Source organism: Mycobacterium sp. 29Ha (assembly GCF_032883055.1).
Lineage (GTDB): Bacteria > Actinomycetota > Actinomycetes > Mycobacteriales > Mycobacteriaceae > Mycobacterium > Mycobacterium gallinarum.
The window spans coordinates 187,088-205,546 of the sequence record NZ_JAMQTI010000011.1 but is presented as its reverse complement, the minus strand read 5'-3'; the positions used below and the strand labels follow the sequence as shown (position 1 = coordinate 205,546).

19 protein-coding genes are annotated in these 18,459 nt (G+C 65.8%); 11 read left to right on the top strand and 8 right to left on the bottom strand.

What is annotated here, in order from left to right:
- The first annotated feature begins 4 nt into the window (after positions 1 to 4).
- From M1248_RS16635 to M1248_RS16615, 5 genes are all read left to right on the top strand, one after another.
- A complete protein-coding gene (locus M1248_RS16635) occupies positions 5 to 904 on the top strand; it encodes a 5-oxoprolinase/urea amidolyase family protein (protein WP_317149089.1) in 900 nt (299 codons plus the stop codon).
- Between the two features lie 57 nt (positions 905 to 961).
- Positions 962 to 1,531: a GNAT family N-acetyltransferase gene (locus tag M1248_RS16630; RefSeq protein ID WP_317149109.1), complete on the top strand. Its 570-nt coding sequence runs from the start codon at positions 962 to 964 to the stop codon at positions 1,529 to 1,531.
- A 178-nt stretch (positions 1,532 to 1,709) separates the two neighbouring features.
- Positions 1,710 to 2,858, top strand: a complete 1,149-nt coding sequence (locus tag M1248_RS16625; protein WP_163733694.1) for a uroporphyrinogen-III synthase — start codon at positions 1,710 to 1,712, stop codon at positions 2,856 to 2,858.
- A complete protein-coding gene (locus tag M1248_RS16620) occupies positions 2,855 to 3,535 on the top strand; it encodes a sirohydrochlorin chelatase (protein ID WP_163733690.1) in 681 nt (226 codons plus the stop codon). The genes M1248_RS16625 and M1248_RS16620 overlap by 4 nt, the downstream gene beginning before the upstream one ends.
- A 73-nt stretch (positions 3,536 to 3,608) precedes the next feature.
- Entirely contained in the window at positions 3,609 to 4,346 is a 738-nt protein-coding gene (locus tag M1248_RS16615) for a superoxide dismutase family protein (RefSeq protein ID WP_174262148.1), read from the top strand.
- A 12-nt stretch (positions 4,347 to 4,358) separates the two neighbouring features.
- Here the strand turns inward: M1248_RS16615 and nirD are convergent, their stop codons facing one another.
- The 5 genes from nirD to M1248_RS16590 all read right to left on the bottom strand — a co-directional run bounded on the left by nirD (position 4,359) and on the right by M1248_RS16590 (position 9,309).
- Positions 4,359 to 4,706, bottom strand: a complete 348-nt coding sequence (gene nirD, locus M1248_RS16610; RefSeq protein WP_163733687.1) for a nitrite reductase small subunit NirD — start codon at positions 4,704 to 4,706, stop codon at positions 4,359 to 4,361.
- On the bottom strand, positions 4,703 to 7,249 hold the full coding sequence (gene nirB, locus M1248_RS16605; protein WP_163733685.1) for a nitrite reductase large subunit NirB: 2,547 nt from the start codon (positions 7,247 to 7,249) through the stop codon (positions 4,703 to 4,705). The genes nirD and nirB overlap by 4 nt, the downstream gene beginning before the upstream one ends.
- Positions 7,250 to 7,432: 183 nt before the next feature.
- Entirely contained in the window at positions 7,433 to 8,185 is a 753-nt protein-coding gene (locus M1248_RS16600; RefSeq protein ID WP_317149088.1) for a class I SAM-dependent methyltransferase, read from the bottom strand.
- A 59-nt stretch (positions 8,186 to 8,244) separates the two neighbouring features.
- Positions 8,245 to 8,547, bottom strand: a complete 303-nt coding sequence (locus tag M1248_RS16595; protein ID WP_317149087.1) for a hypothetical protein — start codon at positions 8,545 to 8,547, stop codon at positions 8,245 to 8,247.
- A gap of 3 nt (positions 8,548 to 8,550) precedes the next feature.
- Positions 8,551 to 9,309 carry an isocitrate lyase/phosphoenolpyruvate mutase family protein gene (locus M1248_RS16590; protein WP_163733678.1) on the bottom strand — a complete coding sequence of 253 codons (759 nt, stop codon included), beginning with the start codon at positions 9,307 to 9,309 and terminating at the stop codon, positions 8,551 to 8,553.
- 109 nt (positions 9,310 to 9,418) lie between these two features.
- Here M1248_RS16590 and M1248_RS16585 point away from each other — a divergent pair, with 109 nt between their 5' ends.
- The 5 genes from M1248_RS16585 to M1248_RS16565 all read left to right on the top strand — a co-directional run bounded on the left by M1248_RS16585 (position 9,419) and on the right by M1248_RS16565 (position 13,533).
- Complete coding sequence (locus tag M1248_RS16585; protein WP_083128142.1) at positions 9,419 to 9,715, top strand: hypothetical protein; 297 nt, start codon at positions 9,419 to 9,421, stop codon at positions 9,713 to 9,715.
- A gap of 38 nt (positions 9,716 to 9,753) precedes the next feature.
- Positions 9,754 to 10,593, top strand: a complete 840-nt coding sequence (locus M1248_RS16580) for a hypothetical protein (protein ID WP_163733675.1) — start codon at positions 9,754 to 9,756, stop codon at positions 10,591 to 10,593.
- Positions 10,594 to 10,631: 38 nt separating this feature from the next.
- Entirely contained in the window at positions 10,632 to 12,545 is a 1,914-nt protein-coding gene (locus tag M1248_RS16575; protein WP_163733672.1) for a fumarate reductase/succinate dehydrogenase flavoprotein subunit, read from the top strand.
- 9 nt (positions 12,546 to 12,554) lie between these two features.
- Positions 12,555 to 13,307: a succinate dehydrogenase/fumarate reductase iron-sulfur subunit gene (locus M1248_RS16570; protein ID WP_163733669.1), complete on the top strand. Its 753-nt coding sequence runs from the start codon at positions 12,555 to 12,557 to the stop codon at positions 13,305 to 13,307.
- Between the two features lie 64 nt (positions 13,308 to 13,371).
- On the top strand, positions 13,372 to 13,533 hold the full coding sequence (locus M1248_RS16565) for a hypothetical protein (RefSeq protein ID WP_317149086.1): 162 nt from the start codon (positions 13,372 to 13,374) through the stop codon (positions 13,531 to 13,533).
- A gap of 12 nt (positions 13,534 to 13,545) precedes the next feature.
- Here M1248_RS16565 and M1248_RS16560 read toward each other — a convergent pair whose 3' ends face one another.
- Together M1248_RS16560 and M1248_RS16555 are read right to left on the bottom strand one after the other, a co-directional pair.
- A complete protein-coding gene (locus M1248_RS16560; RefSeq protein WP_163733666.1) occupies positions 13,546 to 14,031 on the bottom strand; it encodes a flavin reductase family protein in 486 nt (161 codons plus the stop codon).
- 20 nt (positions 14,032 to 14,051) lie between these two features.
- Positions 14,052 to 15,134, bottom strand: coding sequence for a dihydrodipicolinate reductase (locus M1248_RS16555; protein WP_163733662.1), 1,083 nt, complete (start codon positions 15,132 to 15,134; stop codon positions 14,052 to 14,054).
- A 238-nt stretch (positions 15,135 to 15,372) separates the two neighbouring features.
- Between M1248_RS16555 and M1248_RS16550 the strand changes: the two genes are divergently transcribed.
- Positions 15,373 to 17,208: an acyl-CoA dehydrogenase gene (locus tag M1248_RS16550; protein ID WP_163733659.1), complete on the top strand. Its 1,836-nt coding sequence runs from the start codon at positions 15,373 to 15,375 to the stop codon at positions 17,206 to 17,208.
- Between the two features lie 289 nt (positions 17,209 to 17,497).
- On the opposite strand, the gene M1248_RS16545 is transcribed toward M1248_RS16550, so the two are convergent.
- Positions 17,498 to 18,439 (bottom strand): TIGR03564 family F420-dependent LLM class oxidoreductase, encoded by a 942-nt coding sequence (locus tag M1248_RS16545; RefSeq protein WP_410506678.1) that lies wholly within the window; start codon positions 18,437 to 18,439, stop codon positions 17,498 to 17,500.
- Positions 18,440 to 18,459: the final 20 nt, after the last annotated feature.

Below are 18,459 nucleotides of genomic sequence, written 5' to 3'. Positions count from 1 at the left end.
AGTCATGGGCGCCACACTCGAGATCCTGCATTCTGGTCCGCTGTCGCTGATCGAAGATCTGGGCCGACCGGGTCTGGCTCACATGGGGGTGAGCAGGTCCGGTGCCGCCGATCGCCGCTCCCACACCCTGGCGAACCGGCTGGTGGCCAATCCGGGAGAGCTGGCCACCATCGAGGTGACGTTCGGCGGCCTGACGGCGCGTGTCCGCGGCGGGGACAAGAAAGGCGTCGCCATCGCGGTCACCGGAGCCGACACCGACCCGGCCGTCAATGGAGTTCCGTTCGGCACGAACAGCATTCACTTTGTGCGCGACGGCGAGGTGATCACGCTCGGCGCACCGCACTCGGGCCTTCGGACCTATCTGGCCGTCCGCGGCGGCATCGACGTCGAGCCCGTGCTCGGCTCCCGCTCATACGACGTCATGTCGGCCATCGGGCCGCTGCCCCTTGCGCCGGGTGACGTCCTGCCTGTCGGCGAGCACAGCGACGAGTTCCCCGAGCTGGATCAGGCACCGGTGGCCGCGATCGAGGATGACGTGCTCGAACTGATGGTGGTGCCGGGCCCGCGCGACGACTGGTTCGTCGACCCCGATGTGCTGATCCGCACCAACTGGCAGGCCACCAACAAGAGCGACCGCGTGGGGATGCGGCTGGTCGGGATGCCGCTGGAATATCGGTGGCCCGATCGCCAGCTGCCCAGCGAGGGCGCGACGCGCGGAGCAATTCAGGTACCGCCGAACGGTTTCCCGGTGATCTTGGGCCCTGACCATCCAGTCACCGGCGGATACCCGGTGATCGGCGTGGTCGCCGACGACGACATCGACAGGGTCGCCCAAATCCGGCCCGGGCAGACGGTGCGCATGCACTGGACGCGACCGCGCAGGCCATTCGAAGGCAGCCCATAGGACGCTCGCTGCTGGTAGAACGGCAGTGTGCACGCGCACAGCTCGAGCGTCGCTCATCTGCGGGAGGACCCGTTTCCTCGCGTGCACTGCGCCCGTCTGATCCACACCTCCGATCTCGACAACGAGACCCGCGAGGACGCGCGCCGAATGGTCACCGACGCGTTCGGCGGCGAGTTCACCGACGCCGACTGGGAGCACTCGCTGGGCGGTATGCACGCGCTGATCTCCGATCACGGCGCGTTGATCGCACACGCGGCGGTGGTCCAACGGCGGCTGCTGTACCGCGGTACCGCGTTGCGATGCGGCTACGTCGAAGGTGTCGCGGTGCGTGAAGACCGGCGCGGCCAGGGCCTGGCCAGCGCCGTCATAAACGCCGTGGAACAGGTGCTGCGCGGCGCGTATCACCTCGGCGCGCTGAGCGCGTCGGATGCGGGCAGACACATCTATCCGGCCCGCGGTTGGCTGCCGTGGCAGGGCCCGACGTCGGTACTGGGGCCCGCCGGAGTGACGCGGACCCCGGACGACGACGGCTGCCTGTTCGTCTTGCCGATTGCTCTGCCTGACGGCGGTGAACTGGACCGCACCGCGGAGATCACCTGCGACTGGCGTGACGGCGACGTCTGGTAGCCGCGCTCACACGCACACCACCCGCCGCGTGAGCGTAATTTCACGGTGGGGTCACCACGACGCATTGCTGGGCAATAAAGCCCCTCTAACTTGGTGTTATGCATTGCCGACGAGCCGCGACATGTCCAGGCAATGACCAAGTAATCGCCTGGAAACATGACGTGAATAGACAGGTGACATGAGTGAGCCTGACTGGGCACCGCTCACCGGGTTTCGGGTGGCGGTGACCTCCGCCCGGCGTGCCGAGGAGCTTGGCACGCTGCTGGAACGCCGCGGCGCGACCGTCACCAGCGCGGCAGCGATCACGATGGTGCCGCTGCCCGACGATGAGGCGCTGCGCGCACATACCGAGGCGCTGATCGATGCACCGCCCGACATCGTGATCGCCACCACCGGCATCGGATTCCGCGGTTGGATCGCGGCGGCCGACGGCTGGGGGCTGGCGAACGACCTGACCGCCGCGCTCGGGAATGCCCGCATCGTGTCGCGCGGGCCCAAGGCGACGGGCGCTCTGCGCGCCGCCGGGCTGCCCGAGGAGTGGTCACCCGAGTCGGAATCGTCGCGAGAGGTGTTGCACTACCTCGTCGAGGGCGGCATCGCCGGGAAACGCATCGCGGTGCAACTGCACGGCGCCACCGACGACTGGGATCCGTTTCCGGAGTTCCTCGACGAACTGCGCGCCGCCGGCGCTCAGGTGGTGCCGATCCGGGTCTACCGCTGGCATCCCGCACCGCGCAACGGTGAATTCGATCAATTGGTGATGGGCATCGCGGACGAGAAGTTCGACGCGGTGAGTTTCACCTCGGCGCCGGCGGTCGCGTCGGTACTCATGCGTGCGGCCGAGTTGGGGATCGAGGATCGGCTGCTCGCCGCGCTGCGCACGAATGTGCACGCGATGTGCGTCGGGCCCGTGACGGCGCGGCCACTGGTCCGGCTCGGTGTGCCTACATCGGCACCGGAGCGAATGCGGTTGGGCGCGTTGGCCCGCCACATCACCGACGAACTCCCGCTGCTGTGCGCGCGCACTACCCGGGTGGCCGGCCACGTGCTCGAGATCCGCGGCACCTGCGTCCTCGTCGACGGGGAGGTCAAGGCGGTTTCACCGGCCGGGATGGCGACGATCCGGGCGCTTGCGCATCAACCCGGCGCGGTGGTGTCACGCCACGCGCTGCTTTCGGTGCTGCCCGGCAGCGGTACCGACACCCACGCTGTGGAGACGGCCGTGTTGCGGTTACGAACTGCCTTGGGAGACAAGAACATCGTATCGACGGTCGTCAAGCGGGGGTACCGACTGGCCGTCGACGAGGACTTGGTGCACGCACGATGAGACACGTGCTCGTAGCACACGGCACTCGTAAGCGCACCGGTGTGGAAATGATCGGTTCGCTGGCGGATCGGGTGACGGCCGCGTTGAGAACCCCGGTTCACGTGGCCTTTGTCGATGTGCTCGGCCCGACGCCCGCCGATGTCCTCCGCGGACTCGCGGGACCGGCCGTCGTCGTTCCGGCGTTCCTGTCGCGGGGCTACCACGTCAACGCCGACATCCCGACGCATGTCGCGGCGAGCGGGCATCCCGACGTGACGGTCGCTCAGGCGCTGGGACCCAGTCCCGAGATCGCGCGCGTGCTTGCGGATCGACTCATCGAAAGTGATTGGCGTCCAGGCGACTCCGTGATTCTGGCGGCGGCGGGAACATCGGATCCGGCCGCCCGCAGCGACCTTCACAAGATGGCCGCATGGGTGTCGGCGCTCACGAGCTCCCGCGTTGAGCTGGCGTTCGCCGCGACGGGTGAGCCGGCCGTTGCCTGCGCGGTCGCCCAGCTCCGCGACCGCGGCGCCAAGCGCGTCGTCGTGGCGTCATACCTTTTGGCGGACGGACTCTTTCAGGATCGGCTGCGAAACAGTGGCGCCGACGCCGTCACCGATCCGCTGGGCGCCCACCCGGCGACGGTACGGTTGATCGCGAGCAGGTTCCGGCGCGCCCGGTTACCGATCGCGGCGTAGCGGGGTCTTTGCCTTCGGAAGGAGCCAACGAACCCTGGGTTTGTCGCCACCGCCGCACGGGTACGTGCGCCTCATGATCAAGCATGCCACCGCCGCCATCGCCTTATTCGCCGCGCCCGTAACCATTTTGAGCGGCTGCGCGAACGAGTCCTCCGACAGCTCTTCGACGACGACCACTTCCGGATCGGCGTCCGGCGCACAGACGCTGACCACCCAGCTGAAGTCGACCGACGGCGAACCCGTCGCCGACGCGACGATCGACTTCACCAGCGGATACGCCACAGTGACCGTCGAAACCATCGGAACCGGAATCCTCTCGCCCGGCTTGCACGGCCTGCACATCCATGCGGTCGGCACGTGCGAAGGCGACTTCATGTCCGCGGGCGACCACTTCCAGGCGCCCGGGCGTACCGGCGAGCCCGCGAGCGGAGATCTTCCGCCTCTGCTCGTGCGCTCGGACGGAGCCGGCAAACTCGTCGCCACCAGTGACGGCTTCACCGAGGACCAACTCAAGGGTCCAGGCGGCTCGGCGATCCTGCTACACCAGGACGCCACTTCCGACCAGCGCATCGCCTGCGGCGTACTCAGCCCGGCGAGCACCACCAGTACCTCCGTGTCGACCTCGACGTCGACCTCGACCGTCACCACGACCGCAGTTCCGCCGGCCACCGTCACCGAGACGACATCTCCGGCCCCGGCCGAGTCCACCACGAGCGTCGCCCCCGGCACGAGCACCAGCACCGTCACCGTGATTCAGCCTCCGCAGATCCCGGAGATCACCGTGCCTCCGCTGCCCGGCACCGGAGGCTGATCCGCCCCGGGGTCAGGAGCCGATCTCGACCTGACCGTCAGCAGTGATGCGCGTCGGGTAGACCGGCAGCGCGACGTTCGCATCGTCGAGACAGACACCGTCGTCGAGGCCGAACGCCTGCTTCTTTATCGGCGACTGCACGGTTGCGCGGCCGCCGCGGTCACCGACGATTCCGCGTGAGATCACCGCGGCGCCGGAGAACGGGTCGATGTTGCCGACCGCGTGCAGAGTGCCGTCGTCGAGCCGGAACAGCGCCGCCTGCGTACCGTCGGACAGCAGCACGCCCACACCGCGGTTGGGGATGAGGTAGTCGTAGGGGCAGGCCACGGTCCATACCTGGATGTCATTGAGAAGACTCATCTTTGGGGTACCTTCGGCATTCCGATGGGCACGATGCGCCCAGACTGTTCGGTGAACTCGATCGTCGGATCCGCGACCTCGGGGGCGTTGACGAACGACACGAAGCGCGACAGCTTGTTGGGGTCCTCGAGCACACCCTTCCACTCGCACGAGTAGCCCTCGACGTGGCGGGCGATGGCCTCTTCGAACTCGGCGGCCAGGCCAAGCGAGTCGTCGCACACGACGTCACGCAGATGCTCCAGCCCGCCGTCCAGCGACTCCAACCACGGTGCGGTGCGCTGCAATCGGTCGGCGGTACGGATGTAGAACATCAGGAAACGGTCGATGTAGCGGATCAACGTCTCGTCGTCGATGTCGCTCGCGAGCAACTGTGCGTGCCTCGGCGACATGCCGCCGTTTCCGCAGACGTAGAGGTTCCAGCCGTTCTCGGTCGCGATGACGCCGACATCCTTGCTCTGGGCTTCCGCGCATTCGCGCGCACAACCCGACACCGCCATCTTGATCTTGTGTGGTGCACGCAGGCCGCGGTAGCGCTTTTCGATCTCGACCGCCATGTCGACCGAGTCCTGCTGGCCATATCGGCACCATGTGCTGCCGACACAACTCTTCACCGTGCGCAACGCCTTGCCGTAGGCGTGGCCCGATTCCATGCCGCCGTCCACGAGTCGCCGCCAGATCTCGGGAAGCTGATCGACCCGCGCACCGAACATGTCGATGCGCTGTCCGCCGGTGATCTTGGTGTAAAGGTTGAAATCGCGGGCGATCTCGCCGATCAGGATGAGCTGTTCGGGCGTGATCTCACCACCGGGCGATCGGGGCACGATCGAATAGCTGCCGTTGCGCTGGATGTTGGCCAGGAAGTGGTCGTTGGAGTCCTGCAACGAGGCCTGCTCACCGTCGAGGATGTGGTCCGAGCTCGTGGACGCCAGGATGGAGGCGACCACGGGCTTGCAGATGTCGCAGCCCTTTCCGGTGCCGAAGCGTTCGATCAGCGCCGAGAACGTCCGGATCGATGTAGCGGTGACGATCTCGAAGAGCTCTGCGCGCGAATGGCTGAAGTGTTCACACAACGCCTTGGACTGTTCGACGCCCTCGGCCTCCAACAACTGTTTGAGCAAGGGGACGCACGAACCGCAGGACGTACCGGCGAGCGTGCACTTCTTCAGCTCGGGCACATCGCAGCAGCCACCCGCGATGGCCGCGGTCAGATCGCCCTTCGTGACGTTGTTGCACGAGCAGATCTGCGCGGCGGCCGGTAATGCGCCGACGCCCAGTCCCCCGCCGCCGTCTGATCCGGCGGGCGCGATCAGCGCGAGCGCGTCGCCGGGCAGTTCTTCGCCCACCATCGGCCGCAGCACGCCGTACGCCGACGCGTCCCCGACGAGGATGCCGCCGAGCAGCGTCTTGGCATCGTCGGAAAGCACCAGCTTGGCGTAGGTCTGGTTGACCGCGTCGTTGATCGCCACCTCGAGACAATCCGGGGTGGTACCCATCGCATCGCCGAAGCTGGCGACGTCGACCCCGAGCAACTTGAGCTTGGTCGACATGTCGGCCTCGCCGAACTCCGCGCCGCCACCGACGAGGCGGTCGGCCACCACCTCGGCGCTGGTGTAGCCAGGACCGACCAGGCCGTAGCAGCGGCCGTTGATCGCCGCGACCTCGCCGATCGCGTAGATGTTGGGATCGTCTGTCGCGCAGGACAGGTCGGTCAGGACACCGCCACGTTCGGCGATCGCAAGGCCTGCATCGCGGGCCAGCTCGTCCCGGGGCCGCACGCCGGCTGCGAAGACGATCACGCCGGCGTCGATGAACGACTCGTCACTCAGCGTGACCCGCATCGAATCGTTTTCGGCAGAACGGCGCACCGGTCGGTTTCGTTGTGCCGGAGCGATATTGGCGGTACCGACGCCGGTGTGCACGGTGATGCCGAGGTCGCTGATCATCCGGCCCAGGAGGGCGCCACCCGCTTCGTCGAGCTGTTGGGCCATCAGGCGCGGCGCCATCTCGACGACGTGCGCGTGCAGCCCGAAAGAGCGCAACGCGTTGGCGGCCTCCAGACCCAACAGACCTCCACCGATGACCACCCCGACCGGGGCGCCCGCGTCCTTCGTGCGCTCTGCGCTGTCTCGGATCGCATCGAGATCGTCGAGGGTCCGGTACACGTGGCAGGCCGGCAGGTCGCGTCCGGGCACCGGGGGAACGAACGCATAGGAACCGGTGGCCAGCACGAGCGCGTCGTAGTTCACCCGCCCGCCATCCGCCGTCAGCACCGACTTGGCGTCGCGGTCGATGGCCGTCACCCGGCTGCCCAGCCGAGTCTCCACCAGGTCGTCGTCGGGATAGGTATTGCCGGGCAGAGCCAGCAGCGCGCGATTCCAGTGTTCGGTGTATCCGGTCAGCCCGACACGGTCGTAGGCGGCGTCGGCCTCCTCGGCGAGCACCGTCACCCGCCATTCACCGGCGCTGTCGCGCGAACGCAACGCCTCGACGAACCGGTGGCCAACCATGCCGTGGCCGACGACCACGACGTTCTTTGAAGACATGACGTGAGGCTAGGCAGCCGATATTGCCGCTATGTCGCCTTGTGTGAAGCGGCCATCACGGTGTGCTCACCGCCGCCGAAAGCCTGATGTGAGCGGGTTCGCTGACAGCGAATGCCATGCTGAAACCTGAGCGTGGTCGACTCAAGTTAACTGTGCAGACGGTGTGGTGGCGGCGTCGTCCGGCTAGGCGACCGCGACCAGATATTCGCCGCGGTAGAACAGCGTCCCGTCCGTGGCCTCGTTCACGTCGATCACCCATCCCAGGTAGACGTCTCGCACCAACTTCTCGCCGAGCTGAGCCCGCGCGGCAATCAAAGGCGGAAAGCTCGCCAACATGAAGTCGGCGTAACTTTCGGGCGACGGCTCGCGGAATTCGACGCTGTGCCGCTCGAATTTCACTGTGCCACCAAGCATCTCACGGACATGATCCTCAGTACCCCACAACAGCGGTGATTGGAACCCGTCCGGCGGCGGAGGCGATATCGAGCCCAGGGTCTCGAACATCGACCCGATCGATCCTTCTGGAGTCCAGCAAGCGATCGCGATCCGCCCGTCGGGCCGACACACCCGGCGCAACTCGTCCGCGGCTCGCTGGTGATCGGGGGCGAACATGTGGCCGATCGCCGAGATGACTCGATCGAAAATGTCATCGTCGAATGGCAAGGCCTGCGCGTCACCTTCCATCCACTCGACGTCCACGCCGGCTCGTGCTCCCCGCGCCTGCGCGATCCGGATCAGGCCCGGCGACAGATCCACGCCCGTGACTATTGCCCCTGACTTCGCGGCGGGAACGGTAGCGTTCCCAGTTCCGCAGGCCACGTCGAGGACCTTCTCGCCCGGCTTGATATCGGCTCTCGAGACCAGAACGTCACCGATGGACGTCACCTTCTCCGCTACCGCCTCGTAGTCGCCGGTTCCCCACATGTCCTCGGTCATGGAGCGAGTCTTCTCGCCCCAGCGGCCACCTGCAGTGGATTTGCCCGGTTTCGCTCACCTCAGCCCGTCGTCGTCTCAGACTCCGCCCTGGTTTCCGTTGTAGGTCCGGGGATGACCGGATTGTCCTGACTGGTTTCCACACTCGGAGTGGTGTAGCGCGTCGAAGACGTCGATGACGTGGTGTAGGTCGACGGGGTTGCCGATGACGACGGCGCCGTCGGCAGCGTCTCGGGCACCCTGGACTCATCCGCGGTGCACGACACGGCATAGACCAGGATCGCCAACAGAAGCAGCACGGCGACGCCCGCCCAAATCACCAACGACCGCTGATCCTGCCAGTTCGGCTCATCGTCACGCGTCACGGTCTATGCCCAGCGCTGCAGCATCTCCGTGGCGTTGACCGACAACGCGCGCTGCAGGAACGGGCCGAAGCTGATCCGGCCGACACCGAGCGGCCCGAACGACGCGGGGTCGTCGGCCTCCGGCAGCGCGATCGCATTGACCGGCAACGAAAGCTCAGAGGTCAACCGCCGCATCGTCTCCGGATCGTGGCGCCCCACCGGATACAGCGAGTCGGCACCCGCGGCCGCGGCCTCCTCGAGCCGCGCGATCGCTCTCTCCACGCGGTCGGACTCATCGCCGTCCTGGCGCAGGAACAGGTCCGTGCGCGCATTCAGGACCACATGCACACCCGCATCGTCAGCGGCCTTGCGCAGCGCACCGACCAACTCGGCATGCTCGCCGGACGACCGTAGTCGCTTGCCCTCCTTGTGGACGGTGTCCTCGATGTTCAGCCCGACGGCGCCCGCTTCCAGCAACCCGTTGATGAGCCGGCTCGGCGATTCTCCGTATCCAGACTCGATATCCACCGAGATCGGCACGTCGACCGCCGCGGTGATCTGGGCGACCCGCGTCAGGACGTCGTCGAACGACATCACCTCACCGTCCTCCTTGCCGATGGAGTCGGCCATCGGATGGCTGCCGATAGTGAGCGCGGCAAACCCCGCGTCGACCGCCAGCTTGGCCGACCAGGCGTCCCACACCGTCGGCAGGACCACCGGGCTTCCGGGTTGGTGCAAGGCCAGCAGGGACTCGGCGCGCTCTTTCAGGACCCGGTCGGACATTGGCAAACCTCCGCTTCAGACGTGATCTGTCTCACTGGGTACTGCATGATGTGAACAACGTCAGGTGTCGTAACGTGATGCCTGACACCCTTCAGCCCAAGGAGGTCAATTGTCCAGCACTACCGAACTTGCCGAATTGCACGAGCTAATCGGAAGCCTGCGGCGGTGTGTCACATCGTTGGCGTCGAGGTATGGCGACAGCCCTGCGACGCGTCGGATCGTCAACGACGCCGAGCGGATCCTCAACGACATCGATCGTCTCGACATTGACGCCGAGGAACTGGAGCTTGCCCGCGGCGTGGTGCAACACCACCACGCCGGCGAAAAAATCTCGATCCCGGACACCGCGTACGACAGCGACTTCTGGCGTGGTGTCGACGACGAGGGTCTCGGCGGTACGCGCTAGGCGCGGACCGACCGGGACATCAACACCGAAAGGCAACAGTGAGCGCACCAACCGCCGACCGCAAGGCGACCGGCGTCTTCTCGCCGGGCCGTGCCCAGATCAAGCAGCGCACCTTGCGGACCGACCGATGGTGGCAATCGCCGTTGGTCGTCGACCTGGGCTTCGCCGCGTTCGTCATCTACGCGACGGTGCGGGCCTTCCTGCAGAACAACTACTACGTGGCGGAATACCACTACCTGACGCCGTTCTACTCACCCTGCGTGGTGAAGTGGAACGAGGCGACCCAGTCCGGGTGCATCCCCGAAGCAAGCCACTTCGGTCAGTTCCTTCCCGACGTGTGGTGGCTGCCGTATGCGGCGGTGACGCTGCCGTTCCTGCTGCTGTTCCGGTTGACGTGCTACTACTACCGCGGCGCCTACTACCGGTCGGTGTGGCAGTCCCCGACCGCGTGCGCGGTGGCCGAACCGCACGCGACATACACTGGTGAGACACGCTTTCCGCTGATCATCCAGAACACCCACCGGTACTTCTTCTACATCGCCGGGATCATCTCGGTGATCAACACCTACGACGCGATCATCGCCTTCCAGTCGCCATCCGGCTTCGGATTCGGTTTGGGCAACATCATTCTCGTCGTCAATGTGGTGATGCTGTGGGTGTACACACTGTCCTGCCACTCCTGCCGCCACGTCGTCGGCGGCCGCCTCAAGCACTTCTCCAAACATCCCGTCCGGTACTGGATGTGGACGCAGATCAGCAGGCTGAACACCCGGCACAAGCTGTATGCCTGGATCACCCTGGGCACGCTGATGCTGACCGACTTCTACATCATGTTGGTCGCCAGTGGCACCATTTCTGACCTGAGATTTATTGGCTGACAGACTTTTACGGAAAACGGTAGTGAGGATTATCAAAAATGGTTGAGGTCGAACGGCACTCCTACGACGTGGTCGTGATCGGTGCCGGCGGCGCGGGTTTGCGTGCGGTCATCGAGGCGCGGGAACGTGGCCTGCGGGTGGCCGTCGTCACGAAGTCGTTGTTCGGTAAGGCGCACACCGTGATGGCCGAAGGCGGCTGTGCCGCCGCGATGGGCAACGCGAACCCCAAGGACAACTGGCAGGTCCACTTCCGCGACACCATGCGCGGCGGGAAATTCCTGAACAACTGGCGGATGGCCGAGTTGCACGCCAAGGAGGCGCCAGACCGCGTTTGGGAGCTGGAGACCTACGGCGCGCTCTTCGACCGCACCAAGGACGGCAGGATCAGCCAGCGCAACTTCGGCGGCCACACCTACCCACGACTGGCCCACGTCGGCGACCGCACCGGCCTCGAGATCATCCGCACCCTGCAGCAGAAGATCGTCTCGCTGCAGCAGGAGGACAAGGCCGAGTTCGGGGACTACGAGGCCCGCATCAAGGTCTTCCACGAATGCACCATCACCGACCTGGTCAAAGACGGCGACCGGATCGCAGGCGCGTTCGGCTACTGGCGTGAAAGCGGCAGCTTCATCCTCTTCGAGACCCCCGCCGTGGTGCTGGCCACCGGCGGCATCGGCAAGTCCTACAAGGTGACGTCGAACTCGTGGGAGTACACCGGCGACGGGCACGCGTTGGCACTGCGCGCCGGCGCGACCCTGATCAACATGGAGTTCGTCCAGTTCCACCCGACCGGCATGGTCTGGCCGCCCAGCGTCAAGGGCATCCTGGTCACCGAGGGCGTGCGCGGCGACGGCGGAGTGCTGAAGAACTCCGAGGGCAAGCGGTTCATGTTCGATTACATTCCGCCGGTCTTCAAGGGGCAGTACGCCGAGTCCATCGAGGAAGCCGACCAGTGGCTCAAGGACAACGACTCCGCGCGACGCACCCCTGACCTGCTCCCGCGCGATGAGGTGGCCCGCGCCATCAACTCCGAGGTCAAGGCGGAACGCGGCACCCCGCACGGCGGGGTGTACCTCGACATCGCGTCGCGTCTGCCGGCCGAGGAGATCAAGCGCCGACTGCCGTCGATGTACCACCAGTTCATGGAGCTCGCCGAGGTGGACATCACGAAGGAGCCGATGGAGGTCGGCCCGACGTGTCACTACGTGATGGGTGGTGTCGAGGTAGATCCCGATACCGGCGCAGCCAAGACACCGGGACTGTTCGCCGCGGGTGAGTGCTCGGGCGGCATGCACGGCTCCAACCGACTCGGCGGCAATTCGCTTTCCGACCTGCTGGTGTTCGGCCGGCGGGCGGGGATGGGTGCCGCCGACTACGTGCGGGCACTGTCCGAGCGGCCGAAGGTGTCCGAGCAGGCCATCGAAGACGCGGCCAAGCTGGCGCTGGCGCCGTTCGAGGGTCCGTCCAATGGCGACGCGGCGGAGAATCCCTACACGCTGCAGCTCGATCTGCAGGATTCGATGAACACCCTGGTGGGCATCATTCGCAAGGCCGACGAAGTGTCCGAGGCCATCGAGAAGCTCAAGGAGTTGCGGGAGCGGTTCAAGCGCGTCCGGGTCGAGGGCGACCGGCACTTCAATCCGGGCTGGCACCTCGCCATCGACCTGCGCAACATGCTCATCGTCAGCGAGTGCATCGCGATGGCCGCGCTGGAGCGCACCGAGAGCCGCGGCGGGCACACCCGCGACGACCATCCGTCGATGGATGCGACCTGGCGTAAGACGCTGTTGGTGTGTCGCGCCGAGGGTGACGTGGTCGTGCCGGACATCACCATCACCCGCGAGGACCAGATCCCGATGCGCGAGGACCTGCTCGAGCTCATCGAGGTCGAGGAGCTGGAGAAGTACTTCACCCCTGAGGAACTCGAGCATCACTCGGCTCGGAAAGGTTAGGAGAGCCTGATGAGCTACCAAGCGAAGATGCGGGTGTGGCGCGGCGACGAAGCCGGCGGCGACCTGCAGGACTACACCGTCGAGGTCAACGAGGGCGAGGTGGTGCTCGACATCATCCATCGCCTGCAGCAGACGCAGACCGGCGATCTGGCCGTGCGGTGGAACTGCAAGGCGGGTAAGTGCGGATCGTGCTCGGCCGAGATCAACGGACGGCCGCGGCTGATGTGCATGACGCGGATGTCGACGTTCTCCGAGACGGAGACCATCACCGTCACGCCGCTGCGCACCTTCCCGGTGATCCGCGATCTCGTCACCGATGTGTCCTTCAACTACGAGAAGGCCAGAGAGATCCCGTCGTTCACGCCGCCCAAGGACCTGCAGCCCGGCGAATACCGGATGATGCAGGAGGACGTGAACCGGTCACAGGAGTTCCGCAAGTGCATCGAGTGCTTCCTGTGCCAGAACACATGTCACGTGGTGCGCGACCACGAGGAGAACAAGAAGGCCTTCTCGGGTCCGCGGTATCTGATGCGGCAGACCGAGCTCGACATGCACCCGCTGGACACCCGGACCGACCGTTCGGTGCAGGCGCAGGAAGAGAACGGCCTTGGCTTCTGCAACATCACCAAGTGCTGCACCGAGGTGTGCCCCGAACACATCAAGATCACCGACAACGCGCTGATCCCGCTGAAGGAGCGCGCGGCCGATCGCAAGTACGACCCGGTGGTGTGGCTGGGGAACAAGCTGTTCCGGCGAAACTGATTCACGACCACTCTCGCGGGTAGCCTCTAGTCGAGCGGCCAATCATCGACGAAAGGCAGCGCCCATGAGTCTGCGGGAACCCCACAGCATCAACGACATCCGTAACGCGATCCGCGAGTTGAGCAGTCGCGCCGAGTTGGCCCGCAAGGAGGGCCGCACCGGCGACGCCGAGGAGATCGAGTCGCGCATCGACGGCTATCGCGAGGAACTGGCCGGCCGTCCCTGATCGGCGCGGGCGCTATGCGCCCAGTCGACGGAATGTGCTGCGGTGGAACACGATCGGTGGCACGTCGTCGTGCACCGTGATGGACCGGACCGCCAAGATGACGATCGTGTGATCCCCGGCTGGGACCAGTTGCTCGATCGAGCTCTCCAGCCACACGCTGGTGCCCCCGACGAAGACGGCGCCGGACTCTTGCGAATGCGTTTCCAGGCCGGCGAACCGGTCGCCGGTCTTGGCGGCCAACGCGCGCGCGGCGGCATCGTGTGATTCACCGAGCAAGCTGATGCCCAGATGGGGCAGGTCCTTGAGCTTGGGCCAGGTCTCCGAGCTGTTCTGCACGCAGAAGGACACCAGCGGCGGGTCGAGAGATACCGGGACGAACGTGCTCGCCGCCAGACCCACCCGGACACCGTCGACCTCGGCGGCGATCGCGATGACACCGGACGGGAAATGCCCGAATGCCTCTCGCAAAGAGGTGGGGCTCAGATCCTTTTCGCTCATCGCCTCCATCTTCACACGTATCAGTCGGCCCAGCGCTGGGCTTCCAGCTCAGCGGGACGGCCGGTCTGCATCGGCACGTCGAGACCGTCGTAGATGCCCGGCTTCTGCGTCGACAACCAGTCGAGTGCGCCGAGCAGCCGGTTTGCCGCAGTGGTGTTGCCGCCGTCGGCGCGCGTGCCACCTGGCACGTCGGCGCGACTGGTGATGGTGAGCTCGGGGTCGCCGTGCACGATCACCCGGTGGTCGCCCACTCCCTCGTCGGGATACGGCCAGTCAGGTGCGCAGGATTCGTGAATGCGGGTGATGTGGTCGATGACGATTCGCTCGCGGCCACCCGACTTTCCGATCACCTTGAGCCAGAACGCCCCCTGGGTGCCCTTTTCGAAGCGGCCCATCACGGTGTCGACGGACTCCTCGAGCGGACGCCGCTCGATCTCCTCTGTGATTTCGTCGAGTTCCAGGCCGAGCCCGCGCGCGATGAGCCGAAGGTTGCCTCCCCACACCATGGTCGGGATGGACGGCAGCAACATCATCGGCACCTCGTCCATCGAACCGCCGAAACCGCACAGAATCTTCACGGCGTGCGGCTGGTTGTAGGTGGAGTAGTCGAAGATCTCCTGACAGTGGATCGACTGGATCCGCGTGCACAACCCCGCGGCGATGACCGCGAGCGCATCGTTGCCCCAGCCGGGGTCGACACCGCTGACGAGCAGGGTTGCCCCACCCTCCTCGGCGGCCTGGTTCAGGCGGTCGACCCACTCCTGCGGCGCCGAGCGCGGGTCATAGAGCGAGTAGAGCGACGGTGTGACGACGTGCGAACCCGCGCGCAGACACCGTTCGATGTCGACGATCGCCTCGTCGGGGCGGATGTCGCCCGACGCCATGTACGCCACCGCGTCGCACTCCTTCAGGACCGCGTCTATATCGGTGGAGGCCGTAATGCCCGTCGGCTGATCCAGGTTGGCGAAGGTGGCTGCATCCTTGCCCGCCTTGTCCGGCGAAGACGTGATGACACCTGTCAGTTTCAACCCGGGAAACGCCACCGCGCTCCGGATCGACGTAGCCCCCATATTGCCTGTTCCCCATACCGCGACTCGAAGCACGCGTCCACCCTATCGGTCGGCCCCGTGACGAGATTCACAGTGACCAGAATCGCCCCGAAAACCGGTCGCCAACTGCCCATTTAGGGTCCCGACCAACCACCGGGTTGCTTAGGTCGTGGAAATTGCTCCCGCGTGCTTTGTGTTGAAGTTACCGGGCGGTATAGTTCGAAGCAGTTACTGGTGGGTAACTTAGCCAAAAGTACCCAACCACAGGCGGCACTCTCGACGAGGAGGAACAGTGAGCCACTACAAGAGCAACGTACGTGACCAGGAATTCAATCTTTTCGAGGTCTTCGGACTCGACAAGGTTCTCGGTGACGGCGACTACACGGACATCGACGCCGACACGGCGCGCGAGATGCTCGGTGAGATGGCGAAGCTGGCCGCGGGGCCCATCGCGGAATCTTTCGCTGACGCCGACCGCAACCCGCCGGTGTTCGATCCCAAGACGCACACGGTGACGCTGCCGGAGTCCTTCAAGAAGTCGATGCGCGTGCTGCTCGAGGGCGGTTGGGACAAGGTCGGCGTGCTCGAAGAACTCGGCGGCATGCCGATGCCCCGTGCGCTGCAGTGGGCCTTGATCGAGCACATCCTCGGCGCCAACCCGGCGGCCTACATGTATGCGATGGGCTCGGGCATGGCCGAGATCTTCTACAAGAACGGCACCGACGAGCAGAAGAAGTGGGCCGTGCTGGCCGCCGAACGCAATTGGGGCGCCACCATGGTGCTGACCGAGCCCGACGCGGGCTCCGACGTCGGCGCCGGCCGCACCAAGGCCGTGCAGCAGGCCGACGGCACCTGGCACATCGACGGCGTCAAGCGCTTCATCACTTCTGGCGACTCTGATGACCTGTTCGAGAACATCATGCATCTGGTGCTGGCCCGCCCCGAGGGCGCCGGTCCGGGCACCAAGGGTCTGTCGCTGTTCTTCGTGCCGAAGTTCCACTTCGATCCCGAGACCGGTGAGCCCGGCGAGCGCAACGGCGTCTACGTCACCAACGTCGAGCACAAGATGGGCCTGAAGGTCTCGGCCACCTGTGAGCTCTCGCTGGGTCAGCATGACAAGCCCGCCGTCGGCTGGCTTGTCGGCGAGGTGCACGACGGCATCGCGCAGATGTTCGACGTCATCGAGCAGGCCCGAATGATGGTGGGCACCAAGGCGATTGCGACGCTGTCGACCGGCTACCTCAATGCCCTGGAGTACGCCAAGGAGCGCGTGCAGGGTGCCGACATGACGCAGATGACCGACAAGACCGCACCGCGCGTCACGATCACGCACCACCCCGATGTGCGTCGTTCGCTGATGACCCAGAAGGCATACGCCGAGGGTCTGCGCGCGCTGTACCTGTTCACGGCGACCTACCAGGACGCCGCGGTGGCCAAGACCGTGCACGACGTCGACGCCGATCTGGCCGTCAAGGTCAACGACCTACTGCTGCCGATCGTCAAGGGTGTCGGCTCAGAGCAGGCCTACGCGAAGCTGACCGAGAGCCTGCAAACCTTCGGTGGTTCGGGCTTCCTGCAGGACTACCCGATCGAGCAGTACATCCGCGACGCCAAGATCGACTCGCTGTACGAAGGCACCACGGCCATCCAGGCGCAGGACTTCTTCTTCCGCAAGATTGTCCGCGACAAGGGTGTGGCGCTGGCCCACGTCGCCGGACAGATCGAGCAGTTCGTCAAGAACGAGTCCGGAAACGGGCGGCTCAAGGCCGAGCGCGCGCTGCTGGCCACCGCGCTGGAAGACGTGCAGGCCATGGCGGCCACGCTCACCGGTTATCTGATGGCTGCGCAGGAGAACCCGGCCGAGCTGTACAAGGTCGGACTCGGTTCGGTGCGCTTCCTGATGAGCGTCGGTGATCTGGTGATCGGCTGGCTGCTTGCCAAGCAGGCCGCGGTGGCGATCGAGGCGCTGGACAACGGCGCCGCGGCTGCCGATCGCGCATTCTACGAAGGCAAGATCGGCGTGGCCTCGTTCTTCGCGAAGAACTTCCTGCCGTTGCTGACCAGCACCCGCCAGGTCGTCGAGCACCTCGACAACGACGTGATGGAACTGGACGAAGCGGCGTTCTAGCCCCTCGCCGCTTCACACCAAAAGGCCCCCGGACTCTTCCCGGGGGCCTTTTGCATTGCGCCTACAGGTGATCGACGCGGCGCGACGGGAGCATCAAGACGCCCCCGGACCCTGCCCGGGGGCGTCTTGCGGTTCATGTCATGGGGGCGGGTTCGGGAGGACAATGGGTGCGTCACATTGGTCTCGCGCGTCCGGCTTTCAACCCTCACCGGCACTTCGGATTAGTCACTCCCGAACCCGTCGTGCGATCGATCGTACGCTTGTGATCGCAGTCACACCAGGGCAATTTTCAACCCCTCTCGTCCTTGCTTCGCAGCAGTGCGCGGGTGCGCGCACGCACCTCCGGTGACCCGTCGAAGATCGATGCGGTGAACTCGTCGACACCCGCTGCGCTCAGTTCGTCGAGGCGCTGTGACACGGTTTCCTCGTCGCCGATGATCGCGGCATCCTCGGGTCCGCCATACCCTTCGCGGTCGAGCATCGCGCGGTACGACGGCAGCGAACCGTAGATCGCGAACTCCTCTGCGGCTTGCCTACGCGCGCCGTCGACGTCGTCGGTCACGCTGATCGGCAGCGAAGCGGCGACCCGCACCACCGACTCCGGACGGCCCGCCTCGGCCGCCGCACCGCGCAGTGTCGGCACGACATGCTCGGCAAGGGTCTTCGGCCCGGTCATCCACGTGAGCGTCCCGGCTGTGCGCCGCCCCGCCAGCCGCAGCATCTGCGGACCGAGCGCGGCGAGATACACGTCCGGTGCTGGTGCGCCGGGAATCTGCAACGACCCGCGCGCCGTCCAGAATTCGCCGGTCGAATCCGCGGGCTGCCCCGCCAACAGCGGCTGCAGACAGTCGAGATACTCACGCATCTGACGCACCGCCCTGTCCCACGAGATTCCCCACACCCCTTCGGTCACCATGCGATGGCTCATGCCGATACCGAGCGAGAATCGGCCGCCGCCCACGAGGCTGAGCGTGAGAGCGCGCTGGGCCAGCTGCATCGGGTGCTGCACCTGGATGGGTATGACGGCCGAGCCCACCTCGATGCCGTCGACCTCGCGCAGCGCTATCCCGAGCGCGATGGGCAGGTCGGCGTCGTAGGGAAGCTGAGCCATCCAGACCCTGCGGAAGCCCTCGTCGCGTAGCTTGGCGAGGTTGCGCACCAGGGAGTCGACGGGAGACGGCCCGGCGGTGTTCAGTCCGACGATGGAAAGGCTGATGTCCATATCTGTCATCGAAGCACGCGAATGCGAAC